The organism is Coralloluteibacterium thermophilum (assembly GCF_042654365.1).
GTDB classification, from domain to species: Bacteria; Pseudomonadota; Gammaproteobacteria; order Xanthomonadales; family Xanthomonadaceae; genus Coralloluteibacterium; species Coralloluteibacterium thermophilum.
The window spans coordinates 1-17,253 of record NZ_JBHSGG010000044.1; the positions used below are offsets into that span (position 1 = coordinate 1).

Annotated in this window: 33 protein-coding genes; 10 read left to right on the forward strand and 23 right to left on the reverse strand. The window is 66.2% G+C overall.

Going from position 1 to position 17,253, the window contains the following annotated elements:
* Positions 1-189: 189 nt before the first annotated feature.
* The 16 genes from ACFO3Q_RS15050 to ACFO3Q_RS15130 all read right to left on the reverse strand — a co-directional run bounded on the left by ACFO3Q_RS15050 (position 190) and on the right by ACFO3Q_RS15130 (position 6,922).
* Positions 190-687, reverse strand: coding sequence for a hypothetical protein (locus tag ACFO3Q_RS15050; RefSeq protein ID WP_377005532.1), 498 nt, complete (start codon positions 685-687; stop codon positions 190-192).
* Entirely contained in the window at positions 687-1,154 is a 468-nt protein-coding gene (locus tag ACFO3Q_RS15055; protein ID WP_377005533.1) for a hypothetical protein, read from the reverse strand. The genes ACFO3Q_RS15050 and ACFO3Q_RS15055 overlap by 1 nt, the downstream gene beginning before the upstream one ends.
* A complete protein-coding gene (locus tag ACFO3Q_RS15060; protein WP_377005534.1) occupies positions 1,151-1,489 on the reverse strand; it encodes a hypothetical protein in 339 nt (112 codons plus the stop codon). Before ACFO3Q_RS15060 ends, ACFO3Q_RS15055 begins: the two co-directional genes overlap by 4 nt.
* A gap of 130 nt (positions 1,490-1,619) precedes the next feature.
* Positions 1,620-1,820: a hypothetical protein gene (locus ACFO3Q_RS15065; protein ID WP_377005535.1), complete on the reverse strand. Its 201-nt coding sequence runs from the start codon at positions 1,818-1,820 to the stop codon at positions 1,620-1,622.
* A 510-nt stretch (positions 1,821-2,330) separates the two neighbouring features.
* Positions 2,331-2,753, reverse strand: a complete 423-nt coding sequence (locus ACFO3Q_RS15075; RefSeq protein ID WP_377005537.1) for a Ref family recombination enhancement nuclease — start codon at positions 2,751-2,753, stop codon at positions 2,331-2,333.
* Positions 2,750-3,049, reverse strand: coding sequence for a hypothetical protein (locus ACFO3Q_RS15080; RefSeq protein WP_377005538.1), 300 nt, complete (start codon positions 3,047-3,049; stop codon positions 2,750-2,752). The genes ACFO3Q_RS15075 and ACFO3Q_RS15080 overlap by 4 nt, the downstream gene beginning before the upstream one ends.
* Positions 3,046-3,237 carry a hypothetical protein gene (locus tag ACFO3Q_RS15085; RefSeq protein WP_377005539.1) on the reverse strand — a complete coding sequence of 64 codons (192 nt, stop codon included), beginning with the start codon at positions 3,235-3,237 and terminating at the stop codon, positions 3,046-3,048. The genes ACFO3Q_RS15080 and ACFO3Q_RS15085 overlap by 4 nt, the downstream gene beginning before the upstream one ends.
* On the reverse strand, positions 3,234-3,488 hold the full coding sequence (locus ACFO3Q_RS15090) for a hypothetical protein (protein ID WP_377005540.1): 255 nt from the start codon (positions 3,486-3,488) through the stop codon (positions 3,234-3,236). The genes ACFO3Q_RS15085 and ACFO3Q_RS15090 overlap by 4 nt, the downstream gene beginning before the upstream one ends.
* Positions 3,485-3,964, reverse strand: a complete 480-nt coding sequence (locus ACFO3Q_RS15095; protein WP_377005541.1) for a hypothetical protein — start codon at positions 3,962-3,964, stop codon at positions 3,485-3,487. Before ACFO3Q_RS15095 ends, ACFO3Q_RS15090 begins: the two co-directional genes overlap by 4 nt.
* Positions 3,961-4,278: an SLOG family protein gene (locus ACFO3Q_RS15100; RefSeq protein WP_377005542.1), complete on the reverse strand. Its 318-nt coding sequence runs from the start codon at positions 4,276-4,278 to the stop codon at positions 3,961-3,963. Before ACFO3Q_RS15100 ends, ACFO3Q_RS15095 begins: the two co-directional genes overlap by 4 nt.
* Positions 4,275-4,412: a hypothetical protein gene (locus ACFO3Q_RS15105; protein WP_377005543.1), complete on the reverse strand. Its 138-nt coding sequence runs from the start codon at positions 4,410-4,412 to the stop codon at positions 4,275-4,277. The genes ACFO3Q_RS15100 and ACFO3Q_RS15105 overlap by 4 nt, the downstream gene beginning before the upstream one ends.
* Positions 4,409-5,206 (reverse strand): ATP-binding protein, encoded by a 798-nt coding sequence (locus ACFO3Q_RS15110; protein WP_377005544.1) that lies wholly within the window; start codon positions 5,204-5,206, stop codon positions 4,409-4,411. Before ACFO3Q_RS15110 ends, ACFO3Q_RS15105 begins: the two co-directional genes overlap by 4 nt.
* On the reverse strand, positions 5,175-5,966 hold the full coding sequence (locus ACFO3Q_RS15115) for a helix-turn-helix domain-containing protein (protein ID WP_377005545.1): 792 nt from the start codon (positions 5,964-5,966) through the stop codon (positions 5,175-5,177). The genes ACFO3Q_RS15110 and ACFO3Q_RS15115 overlap by 32 nt, the downstream gene beginning before the upstream one ends.
* Positions 5,963-6,214, reverse strand: a complete 252-nt coding sequence (locus ACFO3Q_RS15120) for a hypothetical protein (protein WP_377005546.1) — start codon at positions 6,212-6,214, stop codon at positions 5,963-5,965. Before ACFO3Q_RS15120 ends, ACFO3Q_RS15115 begins: the two co-directional genes overlap by 4 nt.
* Complete coding sequence (locus ACFO3Q_RS15125; protein ID WP_377005547.1) at positions 6,211-6,594, reverse strand: hypothetical protein; 384 nt, start codon at positions 6,592-6,594, stop codon at positions 6,211-6,213. Before ACFO3Q_RS15125 ends, ACFO3Q_RS15120 begins: the two co-directional genes overlap by 4 nt.
* A 112-nt stretch (positions 6,595-6,706) precedes the next feature.
* Positions 6,707-6,922 (reverse strand): helix-turn-helix domain-containing protein, encoded by a 216-nt coding sequence (locus ACFO3Q_RS15130; RefSeq protein ID WP_377005548.1) that lies wholly within the window; start codon positions 6,920-6,922, stop codon positions 6,707-6,709.
* A gap of 97 nt (positions 6,923-7,019) precedes the next feature.
* Between ACFO3Q_RS15130 and ACFO3Q_RS15135 the strand changes: the two genes are divergently transcribed.
* The 4 genes from ACFO3Q_RS15135 to ACFO3Q_RS15150 all read left to right on the forward strand — a co-directional run bounded on the left by ACFO3Q_RS15135 (position 7,020) and on the right by ACFO3Q_RS15150 (position 9,636).
* Positions 7,020-7,748 carry a S24 family peptidase gene (locus tag ACFO3Q_RS15135; RefSeq protein ID WP_377005549.1) on the forward strand — a complete coding sequence of 243 codons (729 nt, stop codon included), beginning with the start codon at positions 7,020-7,022 and terminating at the stop codon, positions 7,746-7,748.
* 351 nt (positions 7,749-8,099) lie between these two features.
* Positions 8,100-8,273 (forward strand): hypothetical protein, encoded by a 174-nt coding sequence (locus tag ACFO3Q_RS15140; RefSeq protein ID WP_377005550.1) that lies wholly within the window; start codon positions 8,100-8,102, stop codon positions 8,271-8,273.
* Positions 8,274-8,676: 403 nt separating this feature from the next.
* A complete protein-coding gene (locus ACFO3Q_RS15145) occupies positions 8,677-8,919 on the forward strand; it encodes a hypothetical protein (RefSeq protein WP_377005551.1) in 243 nt (80 codons plus the stop codon).
* Positions 8,920-9,471: 552 nt separating this feature from the next.
* Positions 9,472-9,636, forward strand: coding sequence for a hypothetical protein (locus ACFO3Q_RS15150; protein ID WP_377005552.1), 165 nt, complete (start codon positions 9,472-9,474; stop codon positions 9,634-9,636).
* Between the two features lie 436 nt (positions 9,637-10,072).
* Here ACFO3Q_RS15150 and ACFO3Q_RS15155 read toward each other — a convergent pair whose 3' ends face one another.
* From ACFO3Q_RS15155 to ACFO3Q_RS15185, 7 genes are all read right to left on the reverse strand, one after another.
* Positions 10,073-10,432 (reverse strand): hypothetical protein, encoded by a 360-nt coding sequence (locus ACFO3Q_RS15155; protein WP_377005553.1) that lies wholly within the window; start codon positions 10,430-10,432, stop codon positions 10,073-10,075.
* Positions 10,433-10,654: 222 nt separating this feature from the next.
* On the reverse strand, positions 10,655-10,972 hold the full coding sequence (locus tag ACFO3Q_RS15160) for an SLOG family protein (RefSeq protein ID WP_377005554.1): 318 nt from the start codon (positions 10,970-10,972) through the stop codon (positions 10,655-10,657).
* Positions 10,969-12,405 (reverse strand): replicative DNA helicase, encoded by a 1,437-nt coding sequence (dnaB, locus tag ACFO3Q_RS15165; RefSeq protein WP_377005555.1) that lies wholly within the window; start codon positions 12,403-12,405, stop codon positions 10,969-10,971. Before dnaB ends, ACFO3Q_RS15160 begins: the two co-directional genes overlap by 4 nt.
* The gene (locus ACFO3Q_RS15170; RefSeq protein ID WP_377005556.1) at positions 12,402-13,340 is read right to left on the reverse strand and encodes a YdaU family protein; all 939 of its coding nucleotides are present in this window, start codon (positions 13,338-13,340) and stop codon (positions 12,402-12,404) included. Before ACFO3Q_RS15170 ends, dnaB begins: the two co-directional genes overlap by 4 nt.
* Positions 13,337-13,525 carry a hypothetical protein gene (locus tag ACFO3Q_RS15175; protein ID WP_377005557.1) on the reverse strand — a complete coding sequence of 63 codons (189 nt, stop codon included), beginning with the start codon at positions 13,523-13,525 and terminating at the stop codon, positions 13,337-13,339. Before ACFO3Q_RS15175 ends, ACFO3Q_RS15170 begins: the two co-directional genes overlap by 4 nt.
* Before the next feature lie 223 nt (positions 13,526-13,748).
* On the reverse strand, positions 13,749-13,931 hold the full coding sequence (locus tag ACFO3Q_RS15180; protein ID WP_377005559.1) for a hypothetical protein: 183 nt from the start codon (positions 13,929-13,931) through the stop codon (positions 13,749-13,751).
* A gap of 67 nt (positions 13,932-13,998) precedes the next feature.
* Positions 13,999-14,229 (reverse strand): transcriptional regulator, encoded by a 231-nt coding sequence (locus tag ACFO3Q_RS15185; RefSeq protein ID WP_377005561.1) that lies wholly within the window; start codon positions 14,227-14,229, stop codon positions 13,999-14,001.
* A gap of 532 nt (positions 14,230-14,761) precedes the next feature.
* On the opposite strand from ACFO3Q_RS15185, the gene ACFO3Q_RS15190 reads away from it, so the two are divergent.
* The 6 genes from ACFO3Q_RS15190 (at position 14,762) to ACFO3Q_RS15215 (ending at position 17,248) form a co-directional block, all read left to right on the forward strand.
* Positions 14,762-15,136 (forward strand): hypothetical protein, encoded by a 375-nt coding sequence (locus tag ACFO3Q_RS15190; RefSeq protein ID WP_377005562.1) that lies wholly within the window; start codon positions 14,762-14,764, stop codon positions 15,134-15,136.
* A 173-nt stretch (positions 15,137-15,309) separates the two neighbouring features.
* Positions 15,310-15,723, forward strand: a complete 414-nt coding sequence (locus ACFO3Q_RS15195; protein ID WP_377005563.1) for a hypothetical protein — start codon at positions 15,310-15,312, stop codon at positions 15,721-15,723.
* A 553-nt stretch (positions 15,724-16,276) separates the two neighbouring features.
* Entirely contained in the window at positions 16,277-16,552 is a 276-nt protein-coding gene (locus tag ACFO3Q_RS15200) for a hypothetical protein (RefSeq protein ID WP_377005564.1), read from the forward strand.
* A complete protein-coding gene (locus ACFO3Q_RS15205; protein WP_377005565.1) occupies positions 16,549-16,737 on the forward strand; it encodes a hypothetical protein in 189 nt (62 codons plus the stop codon). The genes ACFO3Q_RS15200 and ACFO3Q_RS15205 overlap by 4 nt, the downstream gene beginning before the upstream one ends.
* Positions 16,734-16,991 carry a hypothetical protein gene (locus tag ACFO3Q_RS15210; protein WP_377005566.1) on the forward strand — a complete coding sequence of 86 codons (258 nt, stop codon included), beginning with the start codon at positions 16,734-16,736 and terminating at the stop codon, positions 16,989-16,991. The genes ACFO3Q_RS15205 and ACFO3Q_RS15210 overlap by 4 nt, the downstream gene beginning before the upstream one ends.
* Complete coding sequence (locus tag ACFO3Q_RS15215) at positions 16,988-17,248, forward strand: hypothetical protein (RefSeq protein WP_377005567.1); 261 nt, start codon at positions 16,988-16,990, stop codon at positions 17,246-17,248. The genes ACFO3Q_RS15210 and ACFO3Q_RS15215 overlap by 4 nt, the downstream gene beginning before the upstream one ends.
* The last annotated feature ends 5 nt before the right edge of the window (positions 17,249-17,253 follow it).

Here is a 17,253-nt window from a genome sequence, read left to right on the forward strand (position 1 = left end):
AAGTTCTCGGGGCCGGTCAGCGACATGCGCGAACCTTGCGGACTGGTCTGCCACGCGACGCGTTCGCCGGCAGCCCCATCACGGACCGAGCTGCTTGGATGGTCGTGCTGCGGACGCCTAGCCTTTCCGCGATCTGGGCGTCGTTGAGGCCCCTCGCGTGCAGGTCTGCGATCTGACGCTTGGAGGCCTTCATGCCGCCTCCTCCGCCGCCCGGCTTGCCGGTAGTTCCCACACCCAGATCCACTTTCGGCGGCCTTTCCTGCCGCTGCGGCTGTCGGTTCCGCTCGAGCTGAAGCCGGCGCGTCGCCAGCCGTCGAAGCGGTAGACGTTGCCGCTGTGCATGACGGCGTCCTGGTAGCTGACGGCCCAGCGCGCACCGGTGCCGGGGAAGACAAGCTCGCGCCAGAGGCGCAGGGCAACCCGGCAGGCCCATGGCTCGCCCGCGCACAGGCGGGACAGCTCGACCGTGTTCTCCCGCGTCATGTGGCCGAGTCCTCCACCGACCCGCTCACGGATCAGGGAGGACGTGCAGACCACCGCAACGGGCTCCCCGTGCGCCCGCAGCACGTGGCAGTGCTGCGCCTGGCTGTTGCCGCGCTCGAGCGGCCCCATGCGGTGACCCCAGCGGACGAGCAGCGCGTTGGCGGTCTGGAGGTCGACGGAGTCGAAGGTGGCGAGGGGGAACATCACGCCGCCTCCTGCCGCAGACGGGCATCGGCGGTCACCGCCACCGCCAGCGCCGCCCATGCGTGCGACTTCACTCCGTATGTGGGGCCGGGGGCCTTCTTGGTCCCCTGCGGACCCAGCATGTCGATCAGGGCCTGTCGGATGTTCGCGTCCTTGGCGCGCGGCGAATTGCAGAGGTGCAGCTTCACGTCCTTCCGGAAGACCTCCATTGGCAGGCAGCCAGTTCGCCGGGCCCACGCCTCAGCGAAGCGGCCGGTCCACCAGACGGTGCGGAACACCTCCTTGCCCACTGCCATGCCGTAGCTGGCGACCATCTCGACGGCGAGCTCGTCGGCCTCAATGCGAGGCAGCAAATCGACGACATCGCCGTTGTCCATGACGTCGGCGGATACGACGCGGCCGGAGCGGTAGACGACGACGCCGGTCTGAGTCGTGCCCGGGTCGAGCGCGAGGATGGCCGCGCTCATGCCGCATCCCCGAGCAGATAGCCCGCCTCGCACCGCCCGCTCACCTCGACCAGGCCGCGCCGCCACAGCTCAAGCACCGTCCGCTCATAGGCCCGGTTCCACGCCTCGAACTTCTCGTCGCGGCTCATCGTGCGGCCCTGGTCGATTTCCCGGTGGCAGGACCGGCAGGCCGATGCGAAGAAGCAGTCGTGCGCCTTGAGCGCCCCGCCCTTGCCGTGTCGGCTCTGGTTCGAGTGCGCCGGCTCACCCATGCCTCCCTCGCAGATGCCGGGCAGGTTGAAGGCGCACGGGACCTTGTAGGCGAGGTCGAGGAGGGATCGATTGCGGTAGTTCATTGCCACCCCCGCGGTCGGACCGCGATCCAAAACACCCACGCGCCGACCGCGGCGCCCCAAGCGGGCGCGTCCAGTCCGAACCTGAGCCAATAGAACCCCCCTACCAGCGTGAGGATCATCGCCACCCACCTCACGCCACCACCTCCCCAGCATCAGCCCGCACCCGGGCCTCGAGCGCCTCGGCGATCCGGGTGTAGTGCGCGTGCCGGTACTCCTGTTCCGCCCTCGTCCAGTGCGGGTCGATCCGGGCGATGTCGGCTGCAATCCGGTAACGCTGCGCCATCGCTGCGTCGGACTCGATCAGCAGGTCTCGCTGTGCGGTCGATTTCATGCCGCGCTCCTCATCAGGCGCCAGCCGCGTTCTTCCGCGCCANAGCCTCCTGCCGCAGACGGGCATCGGCGGTCACCGCCACCGCGAGCGCCGCCCATGCGTGCGACTTAACCCCATAAGTAGGGCCGGGGGCCTTCTTGGTCCCCTGCGGACCCAGCATGTCGATCAGGGCCTGCCGGATGTTGGCGTCCTTGGCGCGCGGCGAATTGCAGAGGTGGAGCTTCACCTCCTGTCGGTAGACCTCCATCGGCAGCGCACCGCGGATGTCTTCCCAGGCTTGGGCGAAGCGTCCCGACCACCACACGGTACGAAACACCTCCTTGCCGACCGCCATCCCGTAGCTGGCGACCATCTCGATAGCGAGGTGCTGTCCGCCGTGCCACGTCTTGAAGGCCTCAATCCGCTCCAGCACCGTGTCGTTGCCAGCGACGCCGGAGTCGATCACCTTGAGACCGTCGCACCAGACGAATCCGCTCTGTTCTGTGCCGGGGTCGATTGCCATGATCAGGCTCATGCCGCATCCCCGAGCAGATAGCCCGCCTCGCACCGCCCGCTCACGTCCCACGGCATGTCGCACTCGCGCGCCTGGTACTCCAGCAGGCGCCGCTGGTAGGCCAGCAGGTCCTCATCGCTCCCGAACTCTGCGTGGAACGGGACGCTGCCCTCTGCCAGCGACGGCCCGAGGATGTCCCGGTGGCTGGCGTGGCTCAGGCCCTCCATGACGAGACGCCCCCGGTGGTGCCAGAGGCATAGCCCGATGGTGTCCATGTGCCCGATGCGCCGGCCGCCGCGCAGGAGGTGATGCGCCTCCACGACGTGTCCGTCCCGGTCGTGCGGGAATCCGCGCATCTGGCAGCAGATGCAGCCGGCGGCCTTGACTCGCCCCACGTGAGCGCGTTCAGCGGCGGTCATCGTCTTGCCTCCGAGGCTCATGCCTCCCTCCTGATTCGGTCCAATTCCTCATTCGCGCGCCGGCAGGCACTGAACTGCCGTTCCACATCGGCAGCTGCGGCTGGGGCGTAATGACGGAGCACATCGACCAACTCGTCGATGGTCCTGTCCTTCGACTTGATGACCTCGGAGGCCATGTGGATCGTCTGCCAAGTCCGCCTTAGCTCCCGATCGAGCTTCGCCACCTGCTTGCGGGAACGGTCCAATAGGGCAAACAGCACACCGGAGACCACGACGAGAAAGCTGGCGTACGGGCCAAGGTCGTGAGGGAAGTTCACGCCGCCACCTCCGCCCGCACCCGGGCCTCCAGCGCCTCGGCGATGCGCAGGTAGTGCGCGTGCCGGTACTCCTGCTCCGCCGGCGTCCAGTGCGGGTCGATCCGGGCGATGTCGGCTGCGATCCGGTAACGATGCGCCATCGCTGCGTCGGACTCGATCAGCAGGTCGCGCTGTGCGGTCGATTTCATGCCGCGCTCCTCATCAGGCGCCAGCCGCGTTCTTCCGCGCCAAGCCGATTCACCAAGGCGCGCTCCTGTGGTGTCGCCTCAAGCGCGTCGAGGATCCTGTTGTAGAGCTGAGGAGTCGGTCCGGTCTTGTGCCCGTCGCACAGAAGCGTGCGAATCGAGTCAGCGCGGTATCCAAGGCGCAAGGCAACCTCCTTGAGGCTGAGGTCGCGGTCGCGGATCAGGTCTTTGGTCACTTCTCTCGCCGATTTCATGCGGCCTCCACGAAACAGCCGGCCATCCGCTCGATTGCCTCGGGCGACAGGCTCGGCCAGTAGGTCTTGGCGATGTACCGGCACAGGCCGGCCACCACCTCCTGAAACTCACCCTGCTCCATCGACTCGAACGACAGAGACCGGGGCACCCGGTAGACGCATGGACCGACGCCGGGGAACTGAAGCGCCACCTCGTCGCAGCCGACATTGGCCTCGATCTGCAGGCGCTTGAGTACGGCGTGCGGGTCCATGCCCTCGAAAGCGGCGATGTTCTCGGCGACCAGCGCCCCGAGCTGGTGCGCCAGACGGTGAAATCCGTGGTTGCGCGGCTTGCGCAGCTCCGCGAACACCAGGTCGCCGGAGCGGAGGCCCCTGTCGCGCAACCGGCCACGGGTGAAGGTGTCCGCGACCTTGAACCCACCCTTGACCACACGCAGGGCGAACCGCTCAGGACGGCGCTTGGCTGCGGAGCTCATCGCCCCACCTCGAACTTGGGCACCCCAGCAGCCTTGATCGCCTCGGCGAAACGGCACGGGTGGTAGGCGAGCGAGAACACCACGGCCCCGTCGGGCTTGGACGCCAGCGCGGCATCGAGCTTGTGGAAGCCGTCCGAGCCAATCCCGTTCTCGAACGCCCACGCGTGGACGGCGGCCTCGGCGCCGTAGCGCTGGGTCGTCTCGACCAAGGTCAGAGCGCCCTTGTCAGCGAGGATGCGACCGAGGACAGCGCGCACGCGGGCGTCGTCGAAGTAGTCGGGGCCGCCGGCGACCAGGAGGCGGAAGCGGGTCATGCTGTCCCCCGAATTGCCTGCTCAAGCGCGATCACCTCGACCACTGACAGACCAAGGAACTCCGCAATCTCGGCCGTGCTGCATCGGTGCCCGACGAACAGGGCAACTGCCTCCACCTGCTCTTTCCGGCTCATGCGCGCTTCCCCCGGAAGCTCGGCCAGTCGAAGGCGACAATGCCCCCGGCCTCGCGGAAGCGGTCCATCGCGCGATCCCCGAGGAACTCGGAGAGCTCGTCACCGGTGAGGTTGCTGATCAGGATCGTGCTGCGGCACTCCTGGTAACGCTCGTTGATGACCTCGAACATCAGCATCTTCTCGTGCTCGCTGCCGACCTGAGCGCCCACCTCGTCGAGGATCAACAGGTCTGGCCGGGTGAGATCTCGAATGGCGTCCGTCTCGCTCCTGTCGCTGTCCCGGCGGTAGGTCTCCTTGATGTGCCGGATCGCGCGCAGGACCGTCATGAACTGCACCGTGTAGAGCTCGCCGATCAGTGCCCTGCCGATCCCGCAGGCAATGTGCGTCTTGCCCGTGCCAGGCTTCCCAGCCAGCACCAGGGATGCGCCACGCACATCACCGGACAGGAACGAGTCAACGAAGCGTTCGGCGATCTTGAGAGCCCGCTTTTGCCCGTCCGTGCTGGCGACGTAGTTCGTCAGCGATCGATCCGCGAAGCGCGCCGGAATGCCTGAGCAACCGAACAGCTCACGCACTTCAGCCTCGCGCTGCAGGGCCTTCTGGCGCTCCTTTTCGGCTCGCTCCTTTGCCGCCCGCTCCTCTGCGCACGCGGGGCACTTCGACTGGATCGGGGCGCCGCCGATGAACGACATGTCCATCCGCTTCGCCTTGTACGCGCCGTGCACGCCGCAGATGGCGTCCACAAGCACGATGGGGTCGGTCTCAACTCGCACGGAGGAAGTCTGGGAGTTCATCGTCGGGCGTCCCTTGGTAGGTCTTGGATCCGAACTGCTGGGCGATAGATGGGCGGCCTTGCACGACTTGGAGAGGCGGCCCCGCACGCTCGTTGGGCTTCAGCCAGTCGGCCTGCAGACCCTGCGAGCCCCTTGCGCACCAGATCTCCAGGAACCGATCCAAGGTCACCCCGGCCTTCTGGGCCTCCTTCACGGCCTGGCCGAGAACGGTTTCCGTGACCGGCGCCTTCTTGGCCTTTCGGAGGGTCAGCCAGTCCTTCCAGACCTGCTCCCTCACGCCGTCGGGTCGAGCGACCGCAGATGCGGGCGCCCCCTTTGGGTTGCTCTTAGTGTTGGTTCTTGATGGTTCTTGATGGTTAGGGTGCGGGAGGTGCACTGGTTTAGTGCGGGAGGTGCACTGGTCGAGTGCGGGAGGTGCACTGGTGGATGCGGCAGATGCACCGGTGCGCGTCTCGCACTGGTGCGGGAGGTGCGCTGGTTTGTGCTTCTCCTGCACCGGTTGGACGTAGCTACTGGGGGTCAGTCGATACGAGGTTTTCCGCCCGTTCGACCGGTCTGCGGTGAGTGCCCCTGCGGATTCAAGCCACGCAAGAGCCGCGATCACCGCGCGTCGCGAGAAGCACGTGCGCTCGCAGATGGTGGGGATGGCGGGCCAGCACTCGCCGTAGTCGTTGGCCTGGTCTGCCAGCGACACCAGGACCGCCTTTGCCGTCGGCGGCATCTGTAGCGGCCAGCAGGTGCGCAGCAGCTCGAAGCTCATTGGTCACGCCCCACCCGGATCTCGCGAATGCGCCGCCTGATCGCAGCGACGCACTTGTCCAGCTGGCCGATGTCGTCCACGCCGACATGGAGCACCTCGGCCCCATTGGCGCCAGTCAGGACGACCACGACCATCGTCGGCTCGACTGCGCACTCATCCCTGCGGATGTGCCCAGCGAGGGTTTCCAGCGTGTCGGCGATGCGCGGCGCGACGTGCTGGTGAGGCAGCTTCTGCTTGAGTTGGGTCACCCCTGGCATGCGGCACCTCCCCACGCCTTCAGCGTCGGGGCAACGATGTCGGCGATGCGGTCGCGCTCGCGGAGGTTGCCGGTGGCGGCTCGCAACGCGCGCTCCATCTCCCGGTACTGCCGGACCAGGTTCGTTCCCGTGGCGGCGCAGAAAGCCGCCGTGCGCTTGGCGGTCAGAGGCCGGTCGCCCTTGACCATCGCGTCCACCAGCGTCTTGGACACGCCCATCCGGGCCGCGATCTCGCGGTACGTCCGGCCGCTCAACACGACCGACGCAGCTATGGCGTCCCGCTCGGAGAAGCACAGCCGCAGCGTCCGCTCATCCGCGTCGCGCGGGCGCTCAACAACCTCCAGACGGGGCGGAAGAAGCGCTCCCTTCACGCCTGTACTCGCTTGTCCACTTTTGTCCACATTCGTTCTCGGGGGAAAAAAGGGGCGCCGGCACTGGGCTCGGCGCCCTAGGAGGAATCAGATGAAGGAGATGGGTGACACGTCAGGCGGCTTCTTGGCCCGCGTCGGACGGGATCAGGCGGCCATCCGCGTCGAACGCTTCGGGCTTGAGCTGATAGCGAATGCGCAGGTACGGCTCGCTGGGGATGGGGCCGTCCTTCGGCCACATGTAGACCGCGTGGCGGGACGCGTACCCGAGCTTCTCGGCCAGGGCCGAGGCGCTGCCGAAGAGTTCGATGGCTTGCTGGCGAGTGATCATGCCTAGCATGCTAAACGCACTTAGCGAGCAAAAGCAAGTCCATTTAGCAGCTCCGCCCGCTAAAGTCGCTTACATGCGAGAGACGTTTAAGGAGCGCATGAAGCGCATCCGGCTGCGCGCCGGATACAAGAGCCAGAAGGAGGCCGCCGACGCTATCGGCTGCGAACGGGGAACCGTGAGCATGTGGGAGGCCCCTTCAAGTCAAGTCAAGACCGTCGGCGACTACCTGCTCGAAGTGGCCAGGGCGTACAAGGTCAGGCCGGAGTGGGTCAATGACCTTGACAGCGACGATGACGGCTTTCCATGGCAGCCCACTGAAGGGCGACGCGTAAAGGTGGCCGCTTACGAGATCCGAGCGGTGGACGGTGAGGACGGGATTGATCCCGATAGAGACGCGATGGTGCCTGTGTACGACATCCTTGTGTCCGGCGGGCAAGGGGTGATCATCCCGGAGTTCGTAGAAACGAAATACCGTCTTCCCTACCAGATAGATTGGCTGAACCGATGGAACGCCAAGCCCGAGGACATCCTGATTGCCAAGGTCCATGGCTCATCCATGGAGCCGATTCTGTGGCATGGGGACAAAGCCATCATTCATCGGGGACGTCGCCTAGTCAGCGATGGTCGCGTCTACTCCTTGATCTACGGCGGGGAGGCTCGTGTGAAGCGGCTCTACCGCCTAGCGGATGGCAGCTTGCGCATCAATAGCGCTAATCCCGACAAGGATCAGTACCCGGACGAGGTCATCGGCCCGGAGGAAATGGACTCGGTGTATGTCATCGGCCAAGTCATAGACAAGATGGGCAGTGGCGGCCTGGGTGTGTAACCAAAGAGTTTCGACGCGGAGTCGCACGCCTTGACGCCAGCGGCAAACAACGAGCAGCGCAGTTGTCGACCTGAATAAGTCGCTGTTTTTGAAGCATTTTATGCGACTCTTGAACAAGAAAATGGGCCACCTGTCGACCCGCCATCTGCTGTAGCGACGCGCCCGAGGCTGTGGGGCAGACGGGAGCACCGACGCAACTAGCGCCCATGGGGGGGGCACACAGGGGGCGACATGAAAGTTATTTCTACTGCGATCATCCTCGCGACATCGATTGGTTCATCTCCTGCCCAAGAAGACATTTCTCCGCGAGGCGTCCTTGCGACTGCGAAGATGGCAGGAGCCTGCGGGATCATGGACTCGATGATCCAGCTTCAGAAGACAACCAGGATGGAGGGCGGAGAGGCGTTCGTTCTCCGCTTCTGGGAGGTCGAGGCGGCGCGGCTCGGCATGAGCGTTGCGCAGCTGTCGGAACAGTGCAATCAGTCTCTAAGCGCCTACGACACGCTTTGGAGACTGTCTGAGTAGCCGTGTGGCGCATTGGAGCCGGGAAGAATGAAGGACATTAGTTCAGACGAGCTGCAGCGATTTCTCGAAGCCAAGGTCCCGAGCCCCGTGTGCCCCATGTGCGGTGGTACGGAATGGAACATTACGTGCGATGAAGGTGGTGCAGTTCCGGCCCTAGTCCCCACGAACCGTTCCAACGTAGACGGCTACAAGGTGGTGCCCGCCTACTCATGCGTCTGTGTGAACTGCGGATACATCTGGTGGGTTCTCGGCCGCGTCGTGTGGGCGTGGTTGGACGAGCGAGGCGGCGCAAATGAGTAGCGTAGAACGTTCATCTAACAACATGATCACGTTCCCTCTTCACAGGGCCGCGACTGTGCGCAAGGCAGTTGAAGGCGGAGACGAACCGCCCCATGATGGGGGCATGGAAGCGCGCGTCGCCAAGCTAGAAGCCCATGTAGAGCACATCCTTGAGGATGTCCGCGAGATCAAGCAGGACGTCCGCGGTCTCAGAAAGGACGTAGCTCAGGAGTTCAGCGACGTGCGCGGCTCCATCTCGAGGATGTCGGAGAAGGCGGACACCCGCTTCGTCTGGCTGATCAGCGCCTACGGCGCCGGCTTCATGATCCTGCTAGGCGTCATGGCCAAGGGCTTCGGCTGGGTCTAGCCACCCCTCACCGCATCGTCTCACCGACCCCATCCAAGCCCCGCTCCGGCGGGGCTTCTGCTATCTGGACCTGTCGAGGCACCTCACAGCCTCGGATACAGCCGCAATGATCGTCTGCCGGGTCCTCTCTTCGCTCGCCTCTAGGGCCGCACGAAGATGAGCCAGGTCCGCCCTGGCCCGCGTGGCTTCCTCACGCAGCCGCTTGAGTTCTGCCCGCAGCGTCAAAAGCAGGGAGATGGCAGCGCCGATGCCACCTCCTAGCAGGCCGATCTGCCATGTGCTCATGTGCGGTGACCGCAAGGCTGGCGCCGAGTACCACCAGCGGTAGCAGCCCGCACTCGCGCGCTGCTGTAGTCCTTGCGGCGCTCCTTGCACCTGATCAGCGCCATTTTCTCCCCCAGCTTGTGGCCCTGGACGAGCATAGCCGACCGCTCGTCGGCAGCGCTTTGGCGCCGACTGCTAAATGTGTTGACACTGGTAGCTAAGTACGTTTAGCATCCTCCCATCGCCCCACGACACCCGCATCCGCGGCAGGGGCAGGGAGACCAGACGGTGAGCGAGCAGGGGAGCAAGAAGCGGGCACGGAAGCCGAAGGCGGCTGCCGAGACCGCCGAGCGCTACCGCGTCCACGTCGCATACGTCGGCGAGGACGGGATCAAGCAGGGCGTGCGCTACCGGCTCAACGACGAGGGCGAGTTCGTGGAGGCATCGGAATGAACCTCTACCCGCGAGCAGTGACCCCCGAGGACGGCATCCCGTTCGATTCCGCGGCGGTTGAGGCGGAGGCCGCGCACGTCCGCGCCTGGCTTGCCAAGCGCCGCGAGCGTCAGGCCCCGGAGACCGCGACCGCCGTTGAGCAGGCCGAGCGCGCGATCCGGGCCGAGCTGGGAGACGCGGCATGAGCGTGCCGGTGNGACGGCGTGCGGGTCCATGCCCTCGAAAGCGGAGATGTTCTCGGCGACCAGCGCCCCGAGCTGGTGCGCCAGACGGTGAAACCCGGGGTTGCGCGGCTTGCGCAGCTCCGCGAAAACCAGGTCGCCCGAGCGCAAGCCCCGGGTACGGAGCCGGCCACGGGTGAAGGTGTCGGCCACCTCGAATCCACCCTTGACCACGCGCAGGGCGAACCGCTCCGGGCGGCGCTTGGCTGCGGCGGTCATGCGGCGGACCTCATGGCGAGAAGCGAGCCCCATTGGTCAGCCATGGCGTCGGCGATCCCTGAGTACGTCGCGGAGCGGTCTCGCGCCCGGTTCGGGCCCGGGGGCATCCGGTGGACGCGCGCCTCCCGGCCCTCGACGATCTGGGTCGCCCTGAGGTGAGGCAGGCCGCGAAGCCAGAGACAAGTAGCCTTGGTCTCGCCGTGCCCGAACTGCCACGGCTGGATGATCTGGTCCGGCTGCCGGAACAGGCTGCTGAGGACGGAAACGGGCTGCTCCATGCAGACCTTCGGGACGTGGCCAGCCGCGCGCCAGAGCCGCATGAAGAACGAGACGCCGGCCTGCTGACGCCCGTCCATGCGCTTCGCCGCGAAGTGCCGCGACCCGCTGACGGCCGTGTGCGTGCAGGGGGGGGTGGAAGATGGCCAGGTCCCACGGGTAGTCGATCACGTCGAAGACGCTGCCCTCGTAGTGCGGACCCGGGGACCGCGTGGGCTGCAGGTCGCACGACATGGCCTCATGTCCACGAGCAAGGAACGCGTCCCGCACGGCGCCGGACTCTTCACATCCGATCAGGACTCTCATCGCCCCACCTCGAACACAGGCACCCCAGCCGCCTTGATGACTTCGGCGAACCGGCACGGGTGGTAGGCGAGCGAGAACACCACGGCCCCGTCGGGCTTCGACGCCAGCGCGGCATCGAGCTTGTGGAAGCCGTCCGAGCCAATCCCGTTCTCGAACGCCCACGCGTGGACGGCGGCCTCGGCGCCGTAGCGCTGGGTCGTCTCGACCAGGGTCAGGGCGCCCTTGTCAGCGAGGATTCGGCCGAGGACGGCGCGCACGCGGGCGTCGTCGAAGTAATCCGGCCCGCCAGCGACCAGGAGACGGAAGCGGGTCATGCGGCATCTCCCAACTTGCTGCCGGTCGGGCGCTGCCGGAATCCGCGGCCCAGCGTCGGCTTGGTCTCCGTCTGGGGCTTGAGGCGATCAGGCGCCGGACCGTCGTGGTCAGCGAGCGTCCCGAGCGCCAGGCGGTCGCGCATCCAGACCGTCCCGCCAGCCTCGCCCTCACGTTGCTTGGCGACGAACGCCTCAACCCAACCGGGGAACTCCGACTGGCGCGCCTCGCGCTCGGCGTAGTAGTCGTCGCGGTACAGGAACAGGATCAGGTCCGCGTCCTGCTCGATAGCACCGGACTCGCGCAGGTCGGCCAACTGCGGCCGCTTGTTCGTCCGGGTCTCGCAGCTTCGATTGAGCTGGGAGAGGACGACCACCGGACACCGCAACGCCTTGGCCAGCGACTTGAACGAGCGCGTCGCGTCCTGGATCTCGTGGCGCATCTCGCCGCTGCCGTACTGCATGCAGTGCAGGTGGTCGATCACGACCAGGCCAAGCTCGCCCCGCATGTGCTCCCGCTTGGCGCGGCTGACGATTTGCGCGGCCGTCAGCGACGAGCTGTCGTCGATCACGAGGCCAGAAGCGTTTAGGGCCTTGGTGGCCTCCGTGACCCGCGCCCAGTAGTCGCCCTCGCCCTCTGTGCCGCCAGAGCGCAGCCAGGACAGCGGCACTTCGCCCACGGACGCCACCGCGCGGTTGAAAATGCTCTCGGCGGTCATTTCGAGGCTGAAGATCAGCACCCGCTTGCCGGAGAGGGCCGCGGCCGTGGAGACGTTGACCGCCCATGCCGACTTGCCCATCGACGGTCGCGCCGCAACGATCACCAGATCGCCGTCGGCCAGACCGTTCGTGATGCGGTTCAGCCGTGCCCACGGCGTCGGGAGACCGGAAATCCCGCCACCGGCCGCGAAGCGCTCCTGCAGCTCCGCGAACCACTGCCGGCCGACTGCCTTGGCCTCGCGCGGCCCGCGGGTCCGTGCGCCGTCGGTCAGGGACAGCAGCGTCGACGAGTGCGCAAGCGCGATCTCCGACGAGCGGCGCCCACCGGCAGAAAGCGCGTCGCTGACGAGGCTAGACCCCGCTTCGATCAGCCGGCGCAGGTTGGCCTTCTCCCGGACGATCTCCGCGTAGGCCGCAACGTTCGCCGCCGACGCCGTGGCGCTCGACAGCTCGATCAGGTAGCCCAGACCACCCGACTCGTCGGCCAGCCCGTTGGACTCGAACCACTCGCCGAGGGTGACCGTGTCGATCGCCTGATCGGCGCGTTCGAAGTCCTGCATCGTGCGGTAGATAAGCCGGTGGTCGCGGCGGAAGAAGTCATCCGGGCTGAGCCAGCCCGACACCTCGGCGAGCGCCTCCTGCCGCAGCAGGACGCCACCCAGCACCGCCTGCTCGGCGTCGATGGCGCAGGGAAGCGGAAGGTCGTGGCCGGTCATGCCGCGTCCTCCGACATCGCGCGGTCGAACAGCTTCGCCATCACGTCCTCGCGCAGCAGGAACTCGAAATCGGGCTTCCAGTTCTCGTGCCCTCGCCCGCCCGGCAGCCGCCCTGCGTGGAAGTCGTCGCGCGCCGCCGTGGCGAAGTAGTCGGCCCAGAAGTCGGCCGTGATCCGCTCAGAGCCGTACTGCGCCTGGCATATGGCCCTGGCCGTGGGCAGACACCTCTCGACTGCCCGCAGCCTCGGCTTGTTCAGCACGGCGCAGGCAGGCAGCAGACCGTTGGGCTTGCCGAGCGTGGCGTTGTAGGCGGCCTGTGCGTCCTCGGCGATCTGCTGGATGCGAGCGCGCTTCTTGGCCTTCAGGTCTGCCGGCTCAGGGGTCAGCGCCAGCGGCGCGGACGAATCCGAACGAAGTGAGGATTGCTCTTGATCTTGATGGTGTCTGGTGTCTGGTGTCTGGGTAGTCGTCTCGTAACGCGTTACGTCCTGCGTTACGTCGCGTGACGTGACGCGCTTCACTAGCGTTTCCAGCTCCGTCATTGACGCGTCGTAAGACGGCACGATGCCGTGTTCACGAAGCGTCTCGAACATCGCAGCGCGACGTTCACGGAAGCGTCGCTGACGCTCCTTTGCGTTCTCCCGCTTGGCTTCGCGCTCAGGCTCGGACTCACGGAACTTCTCGATCTCACGGTCGGCACGGGGGTTGGTCCAGACACCGTCCACCAACTTGAAGAACTCCGACAGGACGGCGTCTACCGCCTCCTTCTCGTCCTTCGAGCGAGCGCGACAGACACGATGCGCCTGGTCCTCCGGGATGCCCTGCTCGGTTGCGTAGTACCGGTCCAGCAGCAACGTGTAGACACCATGCTCAAGCGGCGTCAGGTGCCCTGTGTCTCGGGCGTAGTCGCCTAGATGGCGCTCGTAGTAGTTCAAGCGGCCTCCCGGCTCGTGTCGAGCTGCAATTCGGTCTGCGGGGACTGCCCCGCCCTCTTCGCCTCGTCCCGCGCGATCTGGCGGGCGACGAGGCGCTTGTGTTCCTGCCGGTCCAGGTCGGTGACCGGACGGTCGCTGTAGAGCGTCTGGAGGGCCCTCAAAAGGCCGGCAGGCATCTTGTTCATCGGTCGCGCGGCCTTTTGAGGGCCCTCAACGGGGCCACGGATGCCGGACGGGGGCGCACGCGATACCGGCGCGCGAGCGCATCGCTGAGCGCGCTGGAGGCGTACTGCTCGACGCTGACGCCCTGCTGAGCCGCGCGGCGTTCGAGCAGCGCCAGCTCAGCGGACGACAGGCCAGATAGATCAACGATGGGCACAGGGCCTCCCGAGGGCCTGGTGGGCGCCTTCAGGCTGCATGGGCCTGCTCGGTAGCCTGCATGTCAGCCACTTCCTTCATGACCAGGTCGCGCAGAAATGCGGCGAGCTGGCTCTGGTTGAAGCGGGCCAGGGCGGTCACAAGAGCGAGTTCGTCGTCGTTGAGGCGGACCTTGATGACGTTGTCGCGGATGTGGCTCGGATCGGCGTACATCGGAGTTCCTTCTATGGTCGTGCGAGTGCGGCACTCAGCCGCGGTGGGTGGGTGGAGTGAAGAGGGGCTAAGCGGCTTCTTGTCCGCCATCGGCTGGGGCGGGGCCAAAAATGTCGGGACGGAGGTCGTGAACGGTGACCAAGCCGGGCCACTTCTGGCTAATCACCAGCGCGAGGCGCGGCGATACCTTGCGGTCTCCGGACTTCCACTGGTGCACCGTGGGAGGTTTGATGTTGAGGGCGGCTGCCAAGGCGCTGACGCCGCCTGCCTCTTTGATGACCTGTTCGATCTTGTCCATGGCTCCAAGCATAGGCATTGCCTAGTAGGCGAGTCAAGGCATTGCCTACGCCGCATGCCGGCGTGGTGTCATTAGGCAATGCTTACTGGGAAAGCCCTCGGAGACGCCGTAGCTGAAGCTATCCGACTGAAGCGGGTATCCAAGGCGGAGGTTGCCCGCCACTTTGGGATCAGGGGCCCGTCCGTCTACGACTGGATCAAGCACGGTCGGGTTGGTAAGCAGCACCTGACTGGGCTTGTTGCATACTTCGCTGATGTCGTACCCCCTGAGCATTGGGGCGCGCTGCCGTCGCAGACGCTGCGACTAACTGCCGACACCATCATGACCGCGGCTCGCTTGGCGGCCACATCTATCATCGATCCTCACCCGTTGGATCCGTCGGATCCAGTGGATGCTGAGCTCTTGGCTCTCGCCATAGAGGCCGTCTTGGAAGATGAGATCGTGGACGTCAACGACGCCGAAGCAGAGCGTTTCGCACAGAGGCTCAGAGCAGGCGGAGGTCGTGATGGAGACAGGGGATCGGATCGAGAGGATGGCGCAGCTCGTCGCACTACGAGCGAAGCGCAAGCTGGGAATGCCGCGGGAGTTGCACGTGGTCGGGGCCGAAAGCGCGCCTAAGGAGCCGGCACCGGATCAGCCGAGCCCGCAGGAGCCCCGTGCCCTGCCCGACGGGATCACGTTCCAGGCCATCGACGTGTCCCCCCGTGCGAAGCTGATGCGCGGGATAGTCCGGATCGCGGACACCTACGGCTGGCACTCGGCCATTGTCCACTTCCTGGAGACCAAGGGGGTCTCCTACCTCTCCGACCTCACGGACCCGCAGCTCGAAGACCTGATGGACCGGATGGAGGGCTATGTGGATGCCGCCGAGATCGGGGCCAGCCTGGACGGGTTCCCGGCCTGGTGAGGCCGGGGCCAGCCGCCTTGGGGCGGCTCCCGATCCTCAGGAGTGACGTCTACTCGTCCGATCTGGCCCAAGAAATTTTGAAACAGGCAATGGGGAAGTACCGGCCACGGGGTCCCCGGGAGGCGCCCTTCCCGCATCTTGCGGAAGGAGCTAGGCGCCTCCACTATCAGGGCATGTCCGACCTATCCCGCGAAGAAGTGAAGGCTCATATGGCCGCGAGCGAGGCGAAGGTGAGCGCCACGCTGGAGGTCATGCGCCGGGAGAACGCGGAGGCTCGAGCAGAGCTACGGGCTGCCGTGGACGCGGAACGCGTGGACGCCGCGCAGCTTCGTGCAGACATCAGAACAGCGCTCTCGGAGATGGCGGCAGCGTCTGCCTCCCAAAGCCACAAGCTCGAGTCGAAGATCTCGGGTCTGAAGATCTGGGTTCTGTCGGGTGCGCTTGCGGGCGTCGTGGCGCTTCTGACGGTCCTCGGAAACGCGTACCTACGGTCGATGGTTGCGGCTGAAGTAGATCGGCCAGCAGTGCCGGCAGTTCAACAGGCTCCTGCGCGGCCAGATCCTCCTGCAGATCGGAACCAGCAATGACCCAAGCCCCGCTTCACGCGGGGCTTCTGCTATCTGGCAAGCCACCAGTCCGCGACGAGCAGCAGCACCAGGACAGCCAGCGCCAGCGGGCCGCGCTGCCGCACGAGGCGGCGGAAGTAGCCGGGGCGGAGGTAGGCCGTCAACGCCGCTCCTGCTGAAGCTGGCGAGACCTCTCCGTGTACTCGTCGTAGCTCTGCTTGCTGACTCCCCCGAGCACCATCACGCAGGTCGCTAGTGGGAGGATCAGCAGTGCTAGCAGGATCCAGCCGATCACCATCCACGGGTTCGTCGCCTTCCTAGGCGAAATCCTCTGGTATCCACAGTGCGGACACGCAAGCGCAGTGCTGCTGTAGTCCTTGCCGCACTCCTTGCACCTGATCAGCGCCATTTCCCTTCCCCCTCGCATGTGGTGTTAGGCGAAGCATAGCTGACCGTTCGTCGGGTTCTTCGGCCTGCTAGGCATTGCCTATTGACTGCCATCGTAGGCATTGCCTATGATCCTCCCATCGCCCCACGACACCCGCACTTCGCGGCAGGGGCAGGGAGACCAGACGTGACCACCTCGAACCCGATCGATGACCTGGCCGAGATGACCGGCGTCCCCGCTGCCGATGTGCAGGCGTTCGTCGCCGGCCTGGCCGTCTGGACCCGCAAGGGCTACAGCGTTGAGCAGGCGATCGAGCGCCACATGGCGACGATGCAGGGCCTGCTGGAGCGGGTGAGCGATGGTCTGTCTGGCCAGTACTGCCTCTACCGCCACGGGGCGAAGGCGCTCCTTTCGCACTGCGCGGAGCGGGTGTGGCACGACGTGAACGGGGTGGCGGCATGAACCTCTACCCGCGAGCAGTGACCCCCGAGGACGGCATCCCGTTCGATGCGACGGCGGTGGAAGCCGAGGCGGCGCACGTCCGCGCCTGGCTGAACCGTCGCCGCGAGCGTCAGGCCCCGGAGACCGCGCAGGCGGTTGAGCAGGCCGAGCGCGCGATCCGGGCCGAGCTGGGAGACGCGGCATGAGCGTGCCGGTGGATGTGCGCGCGGTGCTCTCGCGCCGCGCCAGTGAGCTGACCCAACGGTACGGGCCGGACAACGACCTCATGCTCGTCCTCGCCGCCGTGAACCAGCTGATCGGAGCGTGCCAGCGTGCGACGTGCCAGTGTCCGCGCGGCGCGTGGAGGACCGACGAACACCCGCTCGGAATCCACCAGCACGACTGCCACCTTGGCGACATTCCCGCCGCCCTCCTGCGCGTGCAGGGGAGGCAGGCATGAGCTGCTCCGGCCCCATCTCGTTCTGCTCCGTGCCGATCCCGGGCGTCGTCTACGCCGGCCCTCGCACGCGTGACGAGTTCGACCTGATCGACCTCCCGGAGACGGTCCACGAGTGGCAGTCGTGCGAGACGACGACGCTGATCAAGGGCGACGGCCGCGAGTGGGAGCGCCGCTGCACGAGCAAGTCGGCCAAGGCCAACGGCGTGCGGGTGATCTTCCAGTGGTTCGACGAGCGTCCTTCGGAGCGACCGGCATGAGCCCC